The organism is Nitrospira tepida, assembly GCF_947241125.1.
In the GTDB taxonomy this organism is placed as follows: domain Bacteria; phylum Nitrospirota; class Nitrospiria; order Nitrospirales; family Nitrospiraceae; genus Nitrospira_G; species Nitrospira_G tepida.
Genome location: NZ_OX365700.1, coordinates 3,213,811 through 3,230,696, shown reverse-complemented (window position 1 = coordinate 3,230,696; position 16,886 = coordinate 3,213,811). Strand labels below are relative to the sequence as shown.

Below are 16,886 nucleotides of genomic sequence, written 5' to 3'. Positions count from 1 at the left end.
TCACAGAAAGGATCGTGGGATGATGGAACAGCAGTCACGGCGCCGTTCATGGTTGCTTGGGCCGTTGGTCGTGGTGGCCTTGGTCGGAGGGGTTCTGATCGGCAAGGGGTGGGAACACACCGGCTACGCCACGGAAACGTATGAGGAGCTCAAAGTCTTTTCCGAAGTGTTGAGCCAGGTTCAGAAGCACTATGTGGATGAGACAAAGATCAAGGATCTGGTGCAGGGGGCCATCCGCGGCATGCTGTCCACGCTCGATCCCCACTCGGCCTACATGACGGCCGAGATGTACAAGGAGATGCAGGTCGAGACCAAGGGCGAGTTCGGCGGCGTCGGGATCCAGATCGGCGTCAAGGACAATCGATTGACGGTCATCGCCCCCATTGAAGGCACGCCGGCCTATCGCGCCGGGATCAAGGCCGGGGATTTCATTACCAAGGTGAACAATGAGCCGACGAAAGATCTCACGCTCATGGACGCCGTCCAGAAGATGCGGGGGCCCAAAGGCACCAAAGTCAACCTGACGGTCCAGCGGGAGGGCGCCGCCGACCCGCTCGTGTTCGAACTGGTGCGGGACACGATCAAGATCGAGAGCGTGAAGTCGAAGGTGATCGACAAGACCATCGGTTACATCAGGCTCACGCAATTCCAGGAATCAACCGGCCGGGACCTCAGCAAAGCGTTGAAGCAGCTCCGCGAGCAGAAAACGACCGCCACCATTCTCGACCTGCGCAATAATCCCGGCGGGTTGCTGACGGCGGCGGTGGAAGTCTCCGAACAGTTCGTCGGGCCCGGGAAGCTGATCGTGTATATCAAGGGCCGGGACGGGCGCAAGGACGAGTATGTTTCCAAGGCCAAGGACGGCATTGACGATTCTCCGATGATCGTCCTGGTCAATGAGGGGTCCGCCAGCGCGTCGGAAATCGTCGCAGGGGCGCTTCAGGATTGGGGCCGTGCCGTCATCGTCGGCGCGACCAGCTTCGGCAAGGGCTCCGTCCAGACGATTCTGCCGCTTCAGGATGGATCAGGCTTGCGGCTCACGACCGCCAAGTACTATACGCCGAAAGGGCGAACCATCCAGTCGACCGGCATCACGCCGGATATCGTCGTGAAGGCGGCGCAGCCTGCTCCGCAGGTCGCAAGCGCCAAGCCTGGCGACAAGGAGGCGCCGGAGAAGGGCGCGGCCGACAAGGGGGCCAAGGGAACGGGGAATAAGGAGAAGGAAAAAGATGCCGCCACGACTCCCCCTGCCACGAACGGTGGAAGCAAGGCTCCGATTCCCGCGGTTCCCACCGATGCGAACGGGGAGCCGTCGCTTGAAGAGGATGTGCAATTGCAGAAGGCCGTCGATATGTTGAAGACCTGGTCGATCTTCAAGGATCTCAAGCCCACGACATAAGTGGGAGGAGTGAACCGGGACCGAGTGACGGGTCAGGTCGAAGGAGGACGGGCGTCCTGACCGGCGCGCAGCGCGTCGATGGCTTGGAGCAGGCTCTCCTCGTCACCCCCGAAACTCGGCAGCGTGCGGAGCAGATGGGAGCGGACCAGCCCCGCCAGGTCGTCCAGGTCCCGAATGTTCAAGCGGAAATAGAGATGCTGCACCAGCGTCTCGGAGAGTCCCGGCAGGGATGTCCATGGCTGAACCTCCGGCGGCAGCGGGCGCTTGAGAGCTTCATAGGATTGGATCGCGCCGGTCCTGAGAAATTCCCGAATCTTGTTCGCGAGGTCCTTCCCGATTCCGTCGATCCGCTCCAACTCTCCACGCCCTTCAATCTGCGCGACATCTTCCACAATCGACGTTAAGGTTTCAGCCGCGCGCCGGTAGGCCCTGATCCGGTAGGGATTGGCCTGCTGGCCGCGCAACAGGTCGGCCATGCGGAGAAAGATTGCGGCCAGCTCTTCGTTTGCTCTCGTCATGGCCATGTGATCGGCTGGATTCCGGCAGTTCCGTCGGTTGACATTCCGGGAAACCGTCCCCTAGGATTACTTCGCCGGGTCTCCTGAATGCAAATCCACGTGAACGGGCAGGTGCGGGAAACGACGTCGGGCACGACCGTCGCCGACCTCCTGCGGGAACTGAACATCACGGGAGAACGGGTGGCGGTCGAAGTGAATCTGGACATCCTCGAGCGGGGACAATTCGGCCAACGGTTGCTCACGGAGGGGGACCGGGTCGAGATCATCAGTTTCATCGGAGGCGGGAGTCTCTGAAGAGGGAGCCTCGGGCTCCGCGAAGGTGATAGCCATGCAGGACGATAGCCTGATCATTGCCGGGCGGGAATTCCGGTCTCGCTTATGGGTGGGGACGGGAAAGTACAAGGATTTCGTGGAAACCCAGAAGGCGATTGAAGCGTCGGGCGCGGACGTGGTCACGGTCGCGGTCCGGCGCGTGAACATCACCGATCGGTCGAAAGAGAATCTGCTGGATTATCTGGACCCGAAAAAATACACGATCCTCCCCAACACCGCCGGCTGCTACACCGTCGAGGATGCGGTCCGGTATGCGCGGCTCGCCCGAGCCGCCGGGGTGTCCGATCTGGTCAAGCTCGAGGTCATCGGAGACGAACGGACGCTGTTTCCGGACACCGCCGGCTTGATCGAAGCCGCGAAGATTCTCGTCAAGGAAGGGTTCGTGGTCTTGCCCTACACCAATGACGACCCGATCGTGGCGAAGAAACTGGTCGATATCGGCTGTCCCGCGGTCATGCCCCTGGCGGCCCCCATCGGTTCGGGATTGGGCATTCGCAATCCCTACAACCTCAAGATCATCCTCGAAACCGTCAACGTGCCGGTCATCGTAGACGCCGGCGTGGGAACCGCCTCGGATGCGGCGCTGGCCATGGAATACGGCGCCGATGCGGTGTTGATGAACACCGCGATCGCGGGCGCGCAGCATCCCATCGCAATGGCGGAAGCGATGCGCTATGCGGTGCACGCGGGCCGGTTGGCCTATAAGGCCGGACGCATTCCCAGGAAGTTGTACGCGACGGCCAGCAGCCCGATCGAGGGCATGCTGTAATTCAGGATTGAGACGCGAGCCACGAGGGCTGCATGGTGACGGTCGATCGGAACGGATGACAAGAGTCCTGCCCTTGGTTCTCAGTCCTCAGCCCTTGTTGCACAATCTTGGCCGTCCATGCCTCCCGTTCAGTTCCGTCTCTATTTAGTGAGCGACCGGAGTCAGACCGGCGGGCGGCCCCTCGGCGAGGTGATCGCGCTGGCGAGTCAAGCCGGCCTGCCGGCTGTCCAAGTGCGCGAGCGGGACCTGCCGACGCGGGAACTGGCGGCGTTGGTCCGAATGATCCGCTCGGCGGTTGCCGATCGCCCCACCCGTGTGCTCGTCAACGACCGTGCGGATATCGCCCTGGCTCTTGGGGCCGATGGCGTGCACTTGCGCGCCAGCAGTCTGCCGCCCGGACGCGTCAGGGCCATGATTGGCCCGGACCGCTTGCTGGGCGTCTCCACCCATTCATTGGAGGAGGTCCGCCGGGCGCAGGATGACGGGGCGGACTTCGTGGTCTTCGGGCCGGTCTACGACACGCCGTCCAAACACGCCTACGGCAGGCCGCAGGGGATAGATCGGCTGGCGGAGGTCTGTAGAATCGCGCGGGTGCCGGTCTTTGCCATCGGCGGCGTGACTCCGGGGCGCGCGGTGGAGGCGCGGCGAGCGGGAGCCCATGGCGTGGCCGTGGTCTCTTCGATTCTCTCCGCGCCGGACGTGCCGGCTGCCGTCCGCGCGTTTCTTCGGGCGTTGCATGAGGCCGGTCCATCGGCATAAGGGGTTCGAGTTCGGACTACGTCGGTCGCAGCGACAGGAGCCGTCATGGGAATATGGCGGGGCCATGATACGTAGTAACACTAGACAATGCGCCGGAGCCCATGCGTGCGGCCGGTTCCGTTCTGTGTTCCAGTTGACCCTCGATAGACCGGATGTTAGAATCCGTGCAAGTCAGCAGTGGGGCGCGTTCGGCAGAGCCGTGGATGAGGTCGGCAGGGAGGATGCGGGAGCCAAAAAAAGGATCGGGGCGGCTCCGTTCCCTGCGTGAATCCGTTCAGAAGATCACCAAACGTCTTTCCGAAAAGGACTCGACCCCCGTGCAGAAACACGACGAGCATTCGCGAGAGATCGAGAAGCTCCGCGTCCAAATCCAGTCGATGGAGGAAGAGATCCACCGGCTGTACCAGTCACGCTATCAACTCGAACAGGCCAACCGCCACAACGAAAAGCTCGCCGCCACGCTGCAGGAAGCCAAGGCCCAGATCGAAGCGTTGCGGGCCGAGATCGACAAGCTGACCGCGCCGCCCTCCACCTTCGCCATTTTTTCCGGCGTGAATGACGACGGCACGGCGAACGTGTACGTGTCCGGCCGGAAGATGAAGGTGAGCGTGCATCCGGCCGTCGCCGTCAAGGGGTTGCGCAAGGGCCAGGAGGTGATCCTGAACGACGCGCTCAACATCATCGAGTCCCGCGGCTTCGACAGCCAGGGGGAAGTCGTCAGGCTTAAGGACGTCCTCGACGACCGCCGCGCGCTCGTGACGCTGCACTTCGACGAAGAAAAAGTGGCCGATCTTGGGGAGCCCCTGCTCAGCCAGCGACTGAGCGTCGGCGATCATCTGCTCTATGACCCCCGTTCGGGATATGTGATCGAGAAGCTGCCGAAGTCCGAGGCCGAAGAACTCGTCCTCGAAGAAATTCCCGACGTCAGCTACGAGCACATCGGCGGGCTTCAGAAGGAGCTCGAACAGGTGCGGGACGCGGTCGAGCTGCCGTTCCTGTATCCGCACCTGTTTGCCGAATACAAGTTGAGCGCGCCCAAGGGGGTGCTGCTGTACGGTCCGCCCGGCTGCGGCAAGACGCTGATCGCCAAAGCGGTGGCGAACTCGATCGCAAAGAAGCTCGGCCACCTGACGGGGAAGGAAGTGCGCAGCTTCTTTCTCCACGTGAAGGGGCCGGAGCTGCTGAACAAGTACGTGGGGGAATCCGAACGGCAGGTTCGCGAGGTGTTCAAGAAGGCGAAGGAGCGGGCGGCCAGCGGCCATCCGGTGATCGTGTTCTTCGACGAGATGGACGCCCTGTTCCGGACCAGAGGGAGCGGCATTTCGTCCGATATCGAGTCCACGATCGTGCCGCAGTTCCTCTCGGAGATCGACGGCGTGGAGCGGCTCCGCAACGTGATCGTGATCGGCGCCAGCAACCGGCAGGATCTCATCGATCCCGCCGTGCTGCGGGCCGGGCGCCTCGACGTCAAGGTGAAGGTGTCCCGGCCGGACGCCTCGTCCGCGCGAGACATTTTCTCGATCTACGTCACGACGGAGCTCCCGTTCGATCCGGAGGAAGTGAAGCGGCACGGGAACGATCCCGCCGCCTTCGTCGAGCATGTGATCGCCATGACCGTGGATCGGATGTACAGCACCAGCGACGAAAACAAGTTCATCGAAGTCACCTATGCCAACGGAGAGAAGGAAACCCTGTACTTCAAGGATTTTGCGAGCGGCGCGCTGATCGAAGGCATCGTCTCGCGGGCCAAGAAGTTCGCCGTCAAGCGCGCGATCGCCAATGAAGGACAGGGACTCCGGGCCGACGACCTGATTCGCGCCATCCGCGAGGAGTTCAAGGAACACGAGGACCTGCCCAACACCACCAATCCCGACGATTGGGCGAAAATTGCCGGCAAGAAGGGAGAGAAGATCGTCCATATCCGCACCATCATCGGTGGTGGCTCCGAGGCGCGCCAGATCGAAACCATTACGACCGGTCACTATCTCTAAGTCGGGTTCGTTTCAGTTCTATCTATGGCAACGGAAACAGGTCCCTTTCACAGGGTTCTGGGCACCGAAACGGAGTTCGGGATCGCCGTGCGGGATGCCGGCGCGGCGGATCCGGTCACGAACTCCCTGCACGTCATCGCCCACTATCCGTCCTTGCCGGCGCCGCAAGCCGTCTGGGATTACGAAGGCGAGAATCCGCTCCTGGACGCCCGCGGATTTGAAGTGGAAGGGGAACGGGAGCGGCCGGGGCCCGAGTACAATCGCCAGTTGAACAAGCTCTTGGCCAACGGGGGGCGTCTCTATGTGGACGGCGCGCATCCCGAATATTCGACCCCGGAATGTCTCGAACCGGCGGAACTGGTGGCCTATGAGCGGGCGGGCGAGTTGGTGCTGGCCAAGAGCTTGGAGGCGTTGACCCGCTCTCGCGGGTCGGACCAGTTCGTCCTCTATAAGAACAATTCGGACGGCAAGGGCAACAGCTACGGGTACCATGAGAACTACCTGGTCGCCCGCGCCGTGCCGTTCGACCAGTTGACGAAGGCGTTGATTCCGTTTTTTGTGACGCGCCTCATTTTTGTCGGCGCCGGGAAAGTCGGAGCCGAGAACCAGACCGCGCCCTGCGAGTACCAGATCTCCCAGCGCGCGGATTTCTTCGAATGTCTCGTCGATCTGAATACCATGGTTCGGCGTCCCATCATGAACACCCGCGACGAGCCCCATGCGGATCCGGCCAAATACCGGCGGCTGCACGTGATTGTCGGCGACGCCAACATGGCGGAACTCTCGACCTATCTCAAAGTCGGGACCATGGCGCTGGTGTTGGAATTGATCGAGGCCGGATGGCCGCTTCCTGTGTTCGAGCTGGACGATCCGGTGCGGGCCATCAAGCATGTGTCCCGGGACCTCGACGTGAAACAGACCTTGAAGTTGGTTGATGGCCGGCCCACCACGGCGATCGCCGTCCAACGGGCGTACCTGCGGGCCGTGACCGATTACGCCGCGAGCCACCCGCTCTCGCCCGCGTATCAGCAAGTCCTGTCCCGCTGGGGCGACGTGCTGGACAAGCTGGAGCGCGAGCCGATGGCGCTGGCCAGGGAACTCGACTGGGTCGCCAAGCGGCAGATGATCGAGTCCTACATGGACCGCAAAGGCTGCGGCTGGAACGATCCGCGGATCTTGCTGTTGGACCTCCAATACCATGACGTGCGCCCCGAGAAGGGGCTCTATTATGCCCTGGAACGGACCAATCGGATCGAGCGCCTCGTGACGGATGCGGCCATCAGCCGCGCCGAGCATCAGCCTCCGACGAGCACGCGCGCCTATTTCCGAGGCACCTGTCTCAAGAAATTCGCGTCCTCAGTCTACGGCGGGAGCTGGACCTCCGTCCTGTTCGATATCGGCAACACCTCGGTCAAGAAAGTCCCCCTGCTCGAACCGACCAGGGGAACGGAAGCATTGACGAGGGAGCTGCTGGACGGATGCGAGACCGCCGCGCAGCTCCTGTCCAAACTCACGGCGTGATCGAGCCCTGCCGATGCCCATCGCCACCGCCTAGAACATGAAGCTGCCGTTCTTCCCGCATGACGAAGGTTCGAGCTTTTTTGATCTCCTGCTGAAACAACGGCCGGAACTGGCGCCTGCGCCGGATCGGTGGAGTCAGCCTTCTCAACCGAGCGAAATTCCGATCCGTCCGGGCCAGGTCCCTCTGCCGACCGGGACCACGGTGCTCGCGCTCAAATATGACTCCGGGATTGTGATCGCCGGGGACCGGCGGGCCACGGAAGGGTTCCAGATCGCCGAACGCCGGATCGAAAAGGTCTTTGCGATCGATTCCCATTCCGCCATGGCGATTGCCGGGGCGGCCGGCCCCTGCATCGAAATGGCCCGGTTGTTCCAGACCGAGCTGGAGCATTACGAAAAGATCGAAGGCGTCCCGCTCTCCTCCGAAGGCAAAGCGAACAAACTCGGCCAGATGGTCAAGGCCAATCTCCCGATGGTCTTCCAAGGGTTGGTGGTCATGCCGATCTATGTCGGATTCGATCTGGCCCGAGGGGAGGGGCGAATCTTCAAGTACGATCTCGCGGGAGGGCGGTACGAGGAATCGGACTACCACGCCATCGGGTCCGGGGGGAAGGACGCCAGAAATACGATGCGTGAACATTATCGCCGGCGCCTTCCGGAGAACGACGCGCTGCGTCTGGCCCTGCTGGCCCTGTACAACGCGGCGGAAGACGATGTCGGCACGGGAGGGCCGGATCTCGTCCGCGGCATCTTCCCGACCGCCAAGCTGGTGACCATCCAGGGCATTGCGGACGTGGACACGGAACGGATTCGTTCCGCCTATACGGAACTCATCGCTCGCCGATCGCAAGAGGCCTCCTGATGCCGCTGCCCTACTACGTCTCTCCCGAGCAGATGATGCAGGACAAGGCGGAATATGCCAAGAAAGGCATCGCCAAGGGACGGTCGATCGTCGCGATGGAATATGCGGACGGCGTGCTGCTCACCGCGGACAATCCCAGCGCCTCGCTGCATAAGATTTCGGAGATCTACGACACCATCGCCTTTTCCGGCGCGGGCAAGTACAGCGAGTTCGAGAATCTGCGGAAGGCCGGGATCCGTCACGCGGATCTGAAAGGGTTCGCCTACAGCCGGGAGGATGTGACGGCCCGGTCACTGGCGAACACCTATTCGCAGGCGCTGGGGACCATCTTCAGCCAGGAGTTGAAGCCGCTGGAGGTGGAAATCCTGGTCGTGGGCGTGGGCTCGTCCGGTCAGCCCAACGAAATTTATCGGATTTCCTTCGACGGCAGCATCATCGACGAGCGGGGGTTCGCCGTGATCGGCGGGCGCGCCGAGGTGCTGCAGGGTTTTCTGAAGGATCGCCTGCCCGGCACCTTGCCCTCGCTGAGCCAAGCCCTGTCCCTCTCCCTGGCGGCCCTCGAAAGCGGCTCCACCCAGAAGTTGGCCCTGGAAAGCCTCGAAGTGGCGGTTCTGGACCGTACGCGAGACGGCCGGAAGTTCCGTCGCATTCCCGTCCAGGACGTGAAGCGGCTGCTGGCCACGTAACACCTTTCTTTCGACCCCTCATCGACCTCCGTCGGTTGCAGTGCGCCCGGATGGCGTGTATGCTCAATTTTACCGGCCCAGAACCTCATGAGACCTCGGATTTTCGGCCTTGAGAACGAATACGGCCTCATCTTCTCTCCCAATGGGCGCATCTACCTGCCCATGGAGAAGGTGCTCGGCTATATCTTCGAAGGGTTGATTCCCAACAGTTGGCCCTCCAACGCCTTTCTGGTCAACGGGGCGCGCTTCTATCAGGACACCGGCTGCCATCCCGAATATTCGACGCCGGAATGCGACAGCATCGTGGATCTTGTCGTGCATGACAAGGCGGGCGAGCGCCTGCTCGAGGCCTGTCTCCCGGCGGCGGAGGAGCGGCTCCGGGAGGAGGGCCTGTCCGGCGAGATCTATATTTTCAAGAACAATACCGACTCTCTTGGCAACACCTACGGCTGCCACGAGAATTACCTGATGCGGCGGGACGTGGATTTCTGGAAAGTGACCGAGCAGTTGATCCCGTTCTTCGTCACCCGCCAGATCTTTTCCGGCTCCGGCAAGGTGTTGAAGGTCTCGGGCAAGCCGCAGTTCTTCATCTCGCAACGCGCCCAGCACATCCACGAGAAGACCTCCTCTTCGACCACGTCGTCCCGGAGCATCATCAATACCAGGGACGAGCCGCACGCCGACGCGGAGAAGTACCGCCGCCTGCACATCATCGTCGGCGATTCCAACATGTCGGAGTTTGCCACCTACCTCAAGATCGGAACGGCGGCGCTGGTGCTGTCGATGATCGAGGACGGATTCAACGTCACCGGCATGGAGTTGGAGGATCCGGTGAAGGCGATCCGGGAGATCTCGCGCGATCCGACGCTCAAAAAGAAAATCCGGCTGGACGATGGCCGGCAAATGAGCGCCATCGAGATACAGCGCGCCTATCTCGAACGGGCCCGCGAGTATCTGGGGACGCAGCCCTATGATGAAGTGATGGACGATGTGCTGTCGAAATGGGCCGTCGTCCTGGACCGGCTGGACGAGGACCCCATGCAACTGGTCCGGGAAGTGGATTGGGTCGCCAAGCGACATCTCATCCAGTCGTTCGTCGAGAAAAAGGGCTGCGGCTGGGACGACCCGCGCGTGTTCCTGATGGATTTGCAATTTCATGATGTCAAACGGACCCGGGGGCTTTATTATCTGATGGAGTCCAAGGGCATGGTCGAACGGATCGTCGGAGAAGAATCGATTCAGCGGGCGATGTCCGTGCCGCCGCAGACCACCCGCGCCAAGGTGCGCGGCGACTTCATCCGGTTCGCGCGCGCGAAGAACCGCTCGTATACCGTGGACTGGACCTACTTGAAGTTGAACGGCTATTGGGAAGAAACGATCCTGTGCATGGATCCCTTCAGCCCCATCAACCGGCGGGTGGAGGAGCTGGTCTCTCAGGTGGCCGGATTGAGGTTCTACCGATGAGGCTCCCGTCCGCCAGGCCGTCATTGGCCATGGGTTACGCCGAGCGGGTGACGCTCTCGGCCATTGTCATCCTCGCAAGCATCTTTCCGGTGGAATGGTTTCCATCCGGCCCGCAGGTCCTCCACGGCACCGACGGGCAACTCAGCGGGAAACAGGGACAGGTATTGGTCGTCAAGGTGCCGATCGAGGAGCCGACCGCGGTCCTGTCCGGAACTTTCATGGGACGAACGATTCCGTTCTTTCCCGAGTATCGGCCCGGGCAGGGCCAGGGCTTCGTGGCGTTGCTCGGTCTCGATTTGCAGGACGAGCCGGGGACGCATGAGCTGGTGGTCGAGGTCCGAAACGGGGAACAGCAGCGGCGTCTGAGCTACAACATCCTCGTGCTCAAAGAGAAATTCAACGTCGAGCGGCTGAAGCTGCCGAAGGAGAAGGTCGACCTCGACGAGGAGGGGTTGGCCCGTTACAAGAGCGAACAGGAACAGGTGCGGGCGGCGTTGGCGGAGGATTCGCGCATCCGGTTATGGTCGGTGGATTTCCGGGAGCCGGTGGGCGGCAAGCGGAGCGGACGGTTCGGGAGCGTCCGCGTGTTGAACGGCCAGCCCAAGAGCCCCCATCGGGGGGAAGACATCGCCGCCCCGGCGGGGACCGAGGTCGTGGCGACGAACGACGGCATCGTGCGGTTGACGGTCGATCACGTGTTCTCCGGGCTCGGCATCTACCTGGATCACGGGCTCGGCCTGTACTCGATGTATTTTCATCTCTCCGAAGTCCTCGTCAAGGACGGCGATCCGGTCAAGGCGGGTCAAGTGATCGGCAAGGTCGGCGCGAGCGGCCGGGCGACCGGTCCGCATCTCCATTGGGGTGCTCGGGTCAACGGGGCCTGGATCAATCCCTATGCGCTGGTCGGCCTCCCGTTGCTCAACGGCGCCGCCCCTCGATAACGTCCAGCCCCTTCGCTGATTTCCCCCTTCTATCGCGATTTCGCACGGCAGACCGCGCGGACTGAGCAAGCGCCCTACCATCCAAGACGGGTTTCCGGAGCCGGCTAGACGTTGGTGGGGCTGCTGGAGGGGGTCCGATTAAGCACGGAAGCGGCGGCCCGTGAGAGGTCCGCGTCGTGCTCGTGATCAAGCGCGTAAATGCGGAACTGGACCAGCCTGGTGGGCAGGAGATCGAGAAATTCCTCCAACGGCTCCCGAGAGACCCCTTTGGTCCCGGGGTCGTAGACGAACAGCGGCTTGCTGCTCAGGTCTTTCGGATCCGGGCGGGGATCCAGCGGAGCCATGTCGACGCGAAAGGCGATCCGCTGTCGGGAGGCGGGAAGCTCCTTTGTGATCAACTGCTCGAAGTGCGTATGGCTGGGGAAGTCGAGCCCTCGCTCCTGCCCCTTCTCCTTGAGCACCGTGCTGTAGGCCATTTTCCACTTCACATCGCGCCCTAGAATTCTCGCCCATTCCGCCGCGAGCCGGCGCCGGTTCCGATGGCGCGAGGACCGCCAGGTGCGGACTTCTTCGAGGAGCGACCAATCGGTCAGATCGAGGTAGCGGTCCATACGGCGCCGCGGATCGTAGGGAAACAAGAGCCTCATGCTGTCGCCGAAGATATCGCGGAGGTGGATGTCGATCGCCCTGGTGGTGCGATGGTAGTAGACGTTCGAGTACAGGTACATGCGCGTGGTGAGGAACATCTGAAGCGCGGGGAGGCCCGTCTTATGGATGGTGAACCCCTGTTTGGTCAGCATCGTGTAGTGGATCAGACGGTCCAGATCCACGGGGCCGACCGCCACCCCGCACATGTAGGAATCCCGCAGGACGTAATCGAGATTGTCGGCCGTATAACTGCCCGAGATGACCGGCTGGAGGTATGTCAACCATCGAGGGAGCCGGGAGTTGTCCTTCCCCTTCTCCTTCAGGATGATGTGGGCGATCTGCGCCGGGTCCAGTTCCTCGCCCTTGGCGAAGGGGCCGCTCGGGCTGCGGCGGATCTTTCTGATCGTCGGGCCGAGATGGTCGCGAATGATGATCTGGCCGATCCGTTCGTGCGTGAGATGGTAGGCCGCGAGGAAGTTGTCGTCGAAGAAATGGCAGAAGGGGCCGTGGCCGATGTCATGCACCAGGGCGGTCACCCGCAGAAACTCCTCTACAAAGTTGATGGACGGACAGTCCGGGGCCGCCTCTTTGAGAAAGGGATGGAGGTGCCGGGCGAATCGTCCGGCCACGTGCATCGTGCCGACCGAGTGGACAAACCGGCTATGTTCGGCCGAGGGGTAGACCCACCGGGCGCTTTGGAGCTGATAGATATACCGGAGGCGCTGGACCCAGGCCGAGTCGATCAAGTCCTTCTCCGTCCGCTCGGAGGCGTCGGGCGAATCCAGCGGCACGGTGAAGAAGACATAGTCATGGATCGGATCGGCGATGAGCGCGCATCCGTCGTAGGGCTTGGCCGCGGCGTCGTTCGAGGGCGTCATGCGTCTGTGCGGGATCGTCCGCATCTTACCCGAGGCCTCTGGAAGGCGGCAACGGGGCCTCCCGCACCTCGCCGCCCGCTCGTTCCCGATAGCGCGTGATCAGCCAATAGGCGATCGGATAGGCGAGCAGTCCTGCGGCCAGGCTGAGGACCGTCCCGCCGACGATGAAGGGCAGGAGATAGGGCTTCACCTGATTGAAAATCGCCGATGGGCTGGTATCGCCCCAATCGAGCGAGGTCGGAAAGGGGACGCCGAGCAGGAGGCAGCCCAGCCAGAGCGTCCCGCCAAGGACGGCCACGATCGTCCAGGGGGTATTGACGCAGAGGCCCGCCAGCAGCGCGACAAAGTTCAGCCGGAAGGCCCAGGCGCAGAACACGGCCATCATCATATGGAGTCCATAGGGGGGCGAGAAGGTGAAAAAGACGCCGAGGGCGAACGCAAGCGCGGTCCTGTGGGGAGACTCCTGCAAGTGGAGGAGCTGGCGCAACAGGCTGCGAAGTCGAGACGAGGAACGCATCGGTCGCGTGGAGCTGGCTCAGGTGAAATGTCGATAACTGGTGACGGCCAGGTCCTTCAGGCTGCCGTGGCGATCCCGCTCCTTCATGCCGAAGCGGGCTGGCATCATGCGGCCGATGTTGGTGACGGGCACGCGAAGTTGCCGGCCGAGACGCTGCACCGCGGCTTCATGCCGGGGAGACAGGGTGAATAACAGCTCATAGTCCTCGCCTCCCTGAAGCGCCAGAGACTCGGCAGAAGAGCCGGCCAGCGCGGCAAATCTCCTCAGGGCAGGTGAAAGAGGCAGGGCCGAACGATCCAGCAGGGCGCCGACGCGGCTTTCCTCGCAGAGATGGGCGAGGTCTCCGGACAGGCCGTCGGAGAGGTCGATCATGGCGGTCGCCAGCCGTCGCGACGCGAGCGCCTCTCCGAGTGCCACGCGAGGAGTCGGGCGCCGGTGCCGGCCGATCAAGCGAGCCCGGTCGGCCGGCGCGAGGCCTCGCCGAATCCCGCGCGTGAGGGCCTTCCCTAGCAACATCAAACCGGCCTGCGACTCCCCCAAGGTGCCGCTGACGTACAGGAGGTCTCCCGGCCTGGCTCCGGATCGAAGGACAGCGCGGCCTCGGGCAATCTCCCCGATGAGGGTGATGGTGAGGAACAGGCCGGCGCGGGAAGAGGAGGTATCCCCGCCGATCAGTGCCACATGGTGCGGGCGGCAGGCCCGATGGAGACCCTGGTACAAGCGCGAAAGGTCCGATTGGGACAGGGTTGTGGGAATGGCCAGCGCGATCAGGAGGTAGGTCGGCGAACCTCCCATGGCGGCGATGTCGCTCAGGTTGGCGGCCGCGGCCTTGTATCCGAGATCGTCGAACGAGGTCGTGTCGAGAGAAAAATGAACGTCCTCGGCGAGCAGGTCCGTCGTGACGACCCAATCCCGCGTCGATGGGCCCCGCACCACGGCGGCGTCGTCTCCGATGCCCATAGCGACACGGCGGGGGACGCGACCGAACCGGCGTTTGATCAGATTGATGAACGCGAACTCTTCGAGCCGTCGAGGTCCCTGCTGCCTCCGGCGAGCCGGCATGTTACAGGTGGACTGGGTGGATGCTCGGCGCCGGCCGGCTCGGTCGCCGCGGCGCCGGGACCGCCTGGCGGACCGGTTTACGGGTGGATTTCTGGGCGCGGGTGTGATGCGCCCCGTTGCCCCGCGTCAGGGAGACGGGCAGGCGCCTCAACCCGGCCTTGATCACGTCGTCCATCGTCTCGGCAAACACGAATTGCAAGCCCTTCAACAGGTGCTTGGGAATCTCGTCCAGATCCTTCTTGTTTCGTTTCGGCAGGATCACGGTGGTGATGTGGGCCCGCTTGGCGGCCAGAATTTTTTCTTTCAATCCTCCGATCGGCAGGACGCGTCCGCGTAGTGTCACTTCGCCGGTCATGGCCACGTCGCGGCGGGCCTGGAGATTCGCGAGCGTGGAGGCGATGGCGGTGGCCATCGTGATGCCGGCCGACGGGCCGTCTTTCGGAATGGCGCCGGCCGGCACGTGAATGTGCAGATCGGTCTTCGCGAACACGTCCGGATTGATCCCCAGCAGCTTGGCCCGAGACCGGACGTAGCTCAACGCCGCCTGCGCCGATTCCTTCATGACGTCGCCCAACTGTCCCGTGAGGGTCAGGTGCCCCTTCCCCTTCATCGCGGTCGCTTCGATGTAGAGCACGTCGCCGCCGGTCTCGGTCCAGGCCAGCCCGGTCGCCACGCCGACCTCGTCCTTTTCCTGCTCGGGGTCCGGCACGAACTTGGGCACGCCCAGGTATTTGTGCAGGTTCGCGGGCGTAATGGTCTGACACTGCCCCTTCCCTTCCGCCACCTTCTTGGCCACCTTCCGCATCACGTTGGCCACTTCCCGTTCGAGGTTGCGGACGCCGGCCTCGCGCGTGTAGTGGGAGATGATTTGGCGCAGGGCGGCTTCTCCGATTTGAATGTGTTTCTCCGAGATCCCGTGCTCGGTGAGCTGGCGCGGGACGATGTATCGCAAGGCGATGCCGAGCTTCTCCTCTTCCGTATAGCCGGGAATCTCGATGATCTCCATGCGGTCGCGCAAGGCGGGCAGGATCGGGTCCATCAAGTTCGCGGTCGCGATGAACATCACGTCGGTCAGATCGAACGGCACGCCCAGATAGTGATCGCTGAAGGCGTGGTTCTGCTCCGGATCCAGGACCTCCAACAGGGCCGCCGAGGGGTCTCCGCGGAAGTCCATCCCGACCTTGTCCACCTCGTCGAGCATGAACACCGGGTTGTTGGTGCCGGCCTGCTTGATGCCCTGGATGATCCGGCCCGGCAACGCCCCGACGTAGGTCCGGCGGTGGCCTCGGATTTCGGCCTCGTCGCGGACGCCGCCCAGGCTGATCCGGACGAACTCGCGCCCGAGCGCCCGCGCGATGGATTTGCCCAGCGAGGTCTTGCCGACGCCCGGAGGACCGGCAAAGCAGAGGATGGGCCCCTTCATCTTGTCTTTGAGCTTGCGCACCGCCAGGTATTCGAGAATCCGCTCCTTGACCTTTTCCAGGTCGTAGTGGTCCTCGTTCAGCACCTTGGCGGCGGCCTTGATGTCGAGGTTGTCCTTGGATTTCTTGCTCCAGGGCAGCTCCACCATCCATTCCAGATAGGTGCGCACGGTGGCGGATTCCGCCGTGTCCGGATGCATCTTCTCCAGGCGTTTGAGCTGCTTCTCGACCTCCTTCAGAACCTTCTCCGGCATCTTGGCGTCCTTGACGCGCTTCCGGAACTCGGCGATCTCCTCGGACCGTTCGTCGAGCTCGCCCAGCTCCTTCTGGATGGCCTTGAGCTGCTCCCGGAGAAAGTACTCGCGCTGGGTCTTGTCCATCTCGCCCTTGGCCTGCGCCTGGATCTTCTGCTGCATCGACAGGACGTCGATCTCTTTGGAGAGAATTTCGCTGGCCTGCTTGAGCCGTCCCAGCGGGTCCAGGATCTCCAGCACGCTCTGGGTGATGTCTACCTTGAGGCCGAGGTTGGAGACGACCATATCGGCCAGGCGGCCGGGGTCCTCCAGGTTCTCAATGACGACCATGACGTCCGGGATGAGCACCTTCCCCAGGCTGACCAGTCGCTCGACTTGTTCCTTGACGGTCCGCATCAAGGCTTCGCTCTCCAGGGTCGGGGCGACGGCCTTGTTCTCCACGACCTTTTCGATTCTCACGGAGAAATAGGGGTCCTGCTGGATGTAATCAACGACCCGTGCCTTCACGATCCCCTGCACGAGGATCTTGATGCGCTCGTCGGGGAGCTTCAGCATGCGCATGATGATGCCGACGGTGCCGATCCTGTGGATGTCGTCGGGCGTGGGATTCTCCACGTCCAGCGCCTTCTGGGTCGCGAGGAAGATCATCCGGTTGCCGGCCAGCGCCGCTTCGATGGCCTTGATCGACATTTCGCGGCCGACGAAGAGCGGCAGCACCATGTAAGGGAAGACGACGATGTCCCGGACCGGCAGGAGCGGAAGCTGGTCTGGCACGTCGGCGCTGGAGACGGATTCAACCGGCTGATCGTTGGACGCTGGCTCGTTCATCAACAGTCCTCTCGCACGGGCAGTGCCCGGTCCTG

The 16,886-nt window shown here is 62.8% G+C and carries 15 protein-coding genes; 10 read left to right on the top strand and 5 right to left on the bottom strand.

All coding sequences use genetic code 11. The annotated features are described in order from the left end of the window. Window positions 1-19 precede the first annotated feature (19 nt). Window positions 20-1,399 carry a S41 family peptidase gene (locus tag QWI75_RS15275; RefSeq protein WP_289269448.1) on the top strand — a complete coding sequence of 460 codons (1,380 nt, stop codon included), beginning with the start codon at window positions 20-22 and terminating at the stop codon, window positions 1,397-1,399. A gap of 32 nt (window positions 1,400-1,431) precedes the next feature. Here QWI75_RS15275 and QWI75_RS15270 read toward each other — a convergent pair whose 3' ends face one another. Beyond that, entirely contained in the window at window positions 1,432-1,917 is a 486-nt protein-coding gene (locus tag QWI75_RS15270) for a histidinol-phosphatase (protein ID WP_289269447.1), read from the bottom strand. An 87-nt stretch (window positions 1,918-2,004) separates the two neighbouring features. On the opposite strand from QWI75_RS15270, the gene thiS reads away from it, so the two are divergent. The 9 genes from thiS to QWI75_RS15225 all read left to right on the top strand — a co-directional run bounded on the left by thiS (window position 2,005) and on the right by QWI75_RS15225 (window position 11,243). Continuing rightward, entirely contained in the window at window positions 2,005-2,211 is a 207-nt protein-coding gene (gene thiS / locus QWI75_RS15265; protein WP_289269446.1) for a sulfur carrier protein ThiS, read from the top strand. Between the two features lie 34 nt (window positions 2,212-2,245). After that, complete coding sequence (locus QWI75_RS15260) at window positions 2,246-3,019, top strand: thiazole synthase (RefSeq protein ID WP_289269445.1); 774 nt, start codon at window positions 2,246-2,248, stop codon at window positions 3,017-3,019. A 117-nt stretch (window positions 3,020-3,136) separates the two neighbouring features. Then, window positions 3,137-3,778, top strand: coding sequence for a thiamine phosphate synthase (thiE, locus tag QWI75_RS15255; RefSeq protein WP_289269444.1), 642 nt, complete (start codon window positions 3,137-3,139; stop codon window positions 3,776-3,778). A gap of 221 nt (window positions 3,779-3,999) precedes the next feature. Then, window positions 4,000-5,769, top strand: coding sequence for a proteasome ATPase (gene arc / locus QWI75_RS15250; protein WP_289269443.1), 1,770 nt, complete (start codon window positions 4,000-4,002; stop codon window positions 5,767-5,769). Between the two features lie 24 nt (window positions 5,770-5,793). Continuing rightward, entirely contained in the window at window positions 5,794-7,290 is a 1,497-nt protein-coding gene (gene dop, locus QWI75_RS15245; protein WP_289269442.1) for a depupylase/deamidase Dop, read from the top strand. Between the two features lie 37 nt (window positions 7,291-7,327). After that, on the top strand, window positions 7,328-8,152 hold the full coding sequence (gene prcB / locus QWI75_RS15240) for a proteasome subunit beta (RefSeq protein WP_289269441.1): 825 nt from the start codon (window positions 7,328-7,330) through the stop codon (window positions 8,150-8,152). Next, on the top strand, window positions 8,152-8,838 hold the full coding sequence (prcA, locus tag QWI75_RS15235; RefSeq protein WP_289269440.1) for a proteasome subunit alpha: 687 nt from the start codon (window positions 8,152-8,154) through the stop codon (window positions 8,836-8,838). The genes prcB and prcA overlap by 1 nt, the downstream gene beginning before the upstream one ends. 87 nt (window positions 8,839-8,925) lie before the next feature. Further along, window positions 8,926-10,302 (top strand): Pup--protein ligase, encoded by a 1,377-nt coding sequence (gene pafA / locus QWI75_RS15230; RefSeq protein ID WP_289269439.1) that lies wholly within the window; start codon window positions 8,926-8,928, stop codon window positions 10,300-10,302. Next, on the top strand, window positions 10,299-11,243 hold the full coding sequence (locus tag QWI75_RS15225) for a M23 family metallopeptidase (protein WP_289269438.1): 945 nt from the start codon (window positions 10,299-10,301) through the stop codon (window positions 11,241-11,243). Before pafA ends, QWI75_RS15225 begins: the two co-directional genes overlap by 4 nt. Before the next feature lie 104 nt (window positions 11,244-11,347). On the opposite strand, the gene QWI75_RS15220 is transcribed toward QWI75_RS15225, so the two are convergent. From QWI75_RS15220 to lon, 4 genes are read right to left on the bottom strand one after another with little or no spacing between them, the layout of a single operon-like run. Next, complete coding sequence (locus QWI75_RS15220; protein WP_289269437.1) at window positions 11,348-12,769, bottom strand: HD domain-containing protein; 1,422 nt, start codon at window positions 12,767-12,769, stop codon at window positions 11,348-11,350. A gap of 25 nt (window positions 12,770-12,794) precedes the next feature. Continuing rightward, a complete protein-coding gene (locus QWI75_RS15215) occupies window positions 12,795-13,286 on the bottom strand; it encodes a DUF2062 domain-containing protein (protein ID WP_289269436.1) in 492 nt (163 codons plus the stop codon). Between the two features lie 18 nt (window positions 13,287-13,304). Beyond that, on the bottom strand, window positions 13,305-14,348 hold the full coding sequence (thiL, locus tag QWI75_RS15210; protein ID WP_289269435.1) for a thiamine-phosphate kinase: 1,044 nt from the start codon (window positions 14,346-14,348) through the stop codon (window positions 13,305-13,307). 1 nt (window position 14,349) lies between these two features. Then, window positions 14,350-16,851, bottom strand: coding sequence for an endopeptidase La (lon, locus tag QWI75_RS15205; RefSeq protein WP_289269434.1), 2,502 nt, complete (start codon window positions 16,849-16,851; stop codon window positions 14,350-14,352). Window positions 16,852-16,886: the final 35 nt, after the last annotated feature.

Coding starts and splice junctions, on each gene's coding strand:
- QWI75_RS15275 (WP_289269448.1), top strand. CDS start 20: ATGATGGAACAGCAGTCACGGCGCCGTTCATGGTTGCTTGGGCCGTTG.
- QWI75_RS15270 (WP_289269447.1), bottom strand. CDS start 1,917: ATGACGAGAGCAAACGAAGAGCTGGCCGCAATCTTTCTCCGCATGGCC.
- thiS (WP_289269446.1), top strand. CDS start 2,005: ATGCAAATCCACGTGAACGGGCAGGTGCGGGAAACGACGTCGGGCACG.
- QWI75_RS15260 (WP_289269445.1), top strand. CDS start 2,246: ATGCAGGACGATAGCCTGATCATTGCCGGGCGGGAATTCCGGTCTCGC.
- thiE (WP_289269444.1), top strand. CDS start 3,137: ATGCCTCCCGTTCAGTTCCGTCTCTATTTAGTGAGCGACCGGAGTCAG.
- arc (WP_289269443.1), top strand. CDS start 4,000: ATGCGGGAGCCAAAAAAAGGATCGGGGCGGCTCCGTTCCCTGCGTGAA.
- dop (WP_289269442.1), top strand. CDS start 5,794: ATGGCAACGGAAACAGGTCCCTTTCACAGGGTTCTGGGCACCGAAACG.
- prcB (WP_289269441.1), top strand. CDS start 7,328: ATGAAGCTGCCGTTCTTCCCGCATGACGAAGGTTCGAGCTTTTTTGAT.
- prcA (WP_289269440.1), top strand. CDS start 8,152: ATGCCGCTGCCCTACTACGTCTCTCCCGAGCAGATGATGCAGGACAAG.
- pafA (WP_289269439.1), top strand. CDS start 8,926: ATGAGACCTCGGATTTTCGGCCTTGAGAACGAATACGGCCTCATCTTC.
- QWI75_RS15225 (WP_289269438.1), top strand. CDS start 10,299: ATGAGGCTCCCGTCCGCCAGGCCGTCATTGGCCATGGGTTACGCCGAG.
- QWI75_RS15220 (WP_289269437.1), bottom strand. CDS start 12,769: ATGACGCCCTCGAACGACGCCGCGGCCAAGCCCTACGACGGATGCGCG.
- QWI75_RS15215 (WP_289269436.1), bottom strand. CDS start 13,286: ATGCGTTCCTCGTCTCGACTTCGCAGCCTGTTGCGCCAGCTCCTCCAC.
- thiL (WP_289269435.1), bottom strand. CDS start 14,348: ATGCCGGCTCGCCGGAGGCAGCAGGGACCTCGACGGCTCGAAGAGTTC.
- lon (WP_289269434.1), bottom strand. CDS start 16,851: ATGAACGAGCCAGCGTCCAACGATCAGCCGGTTGAATCCGTCTCCAGC.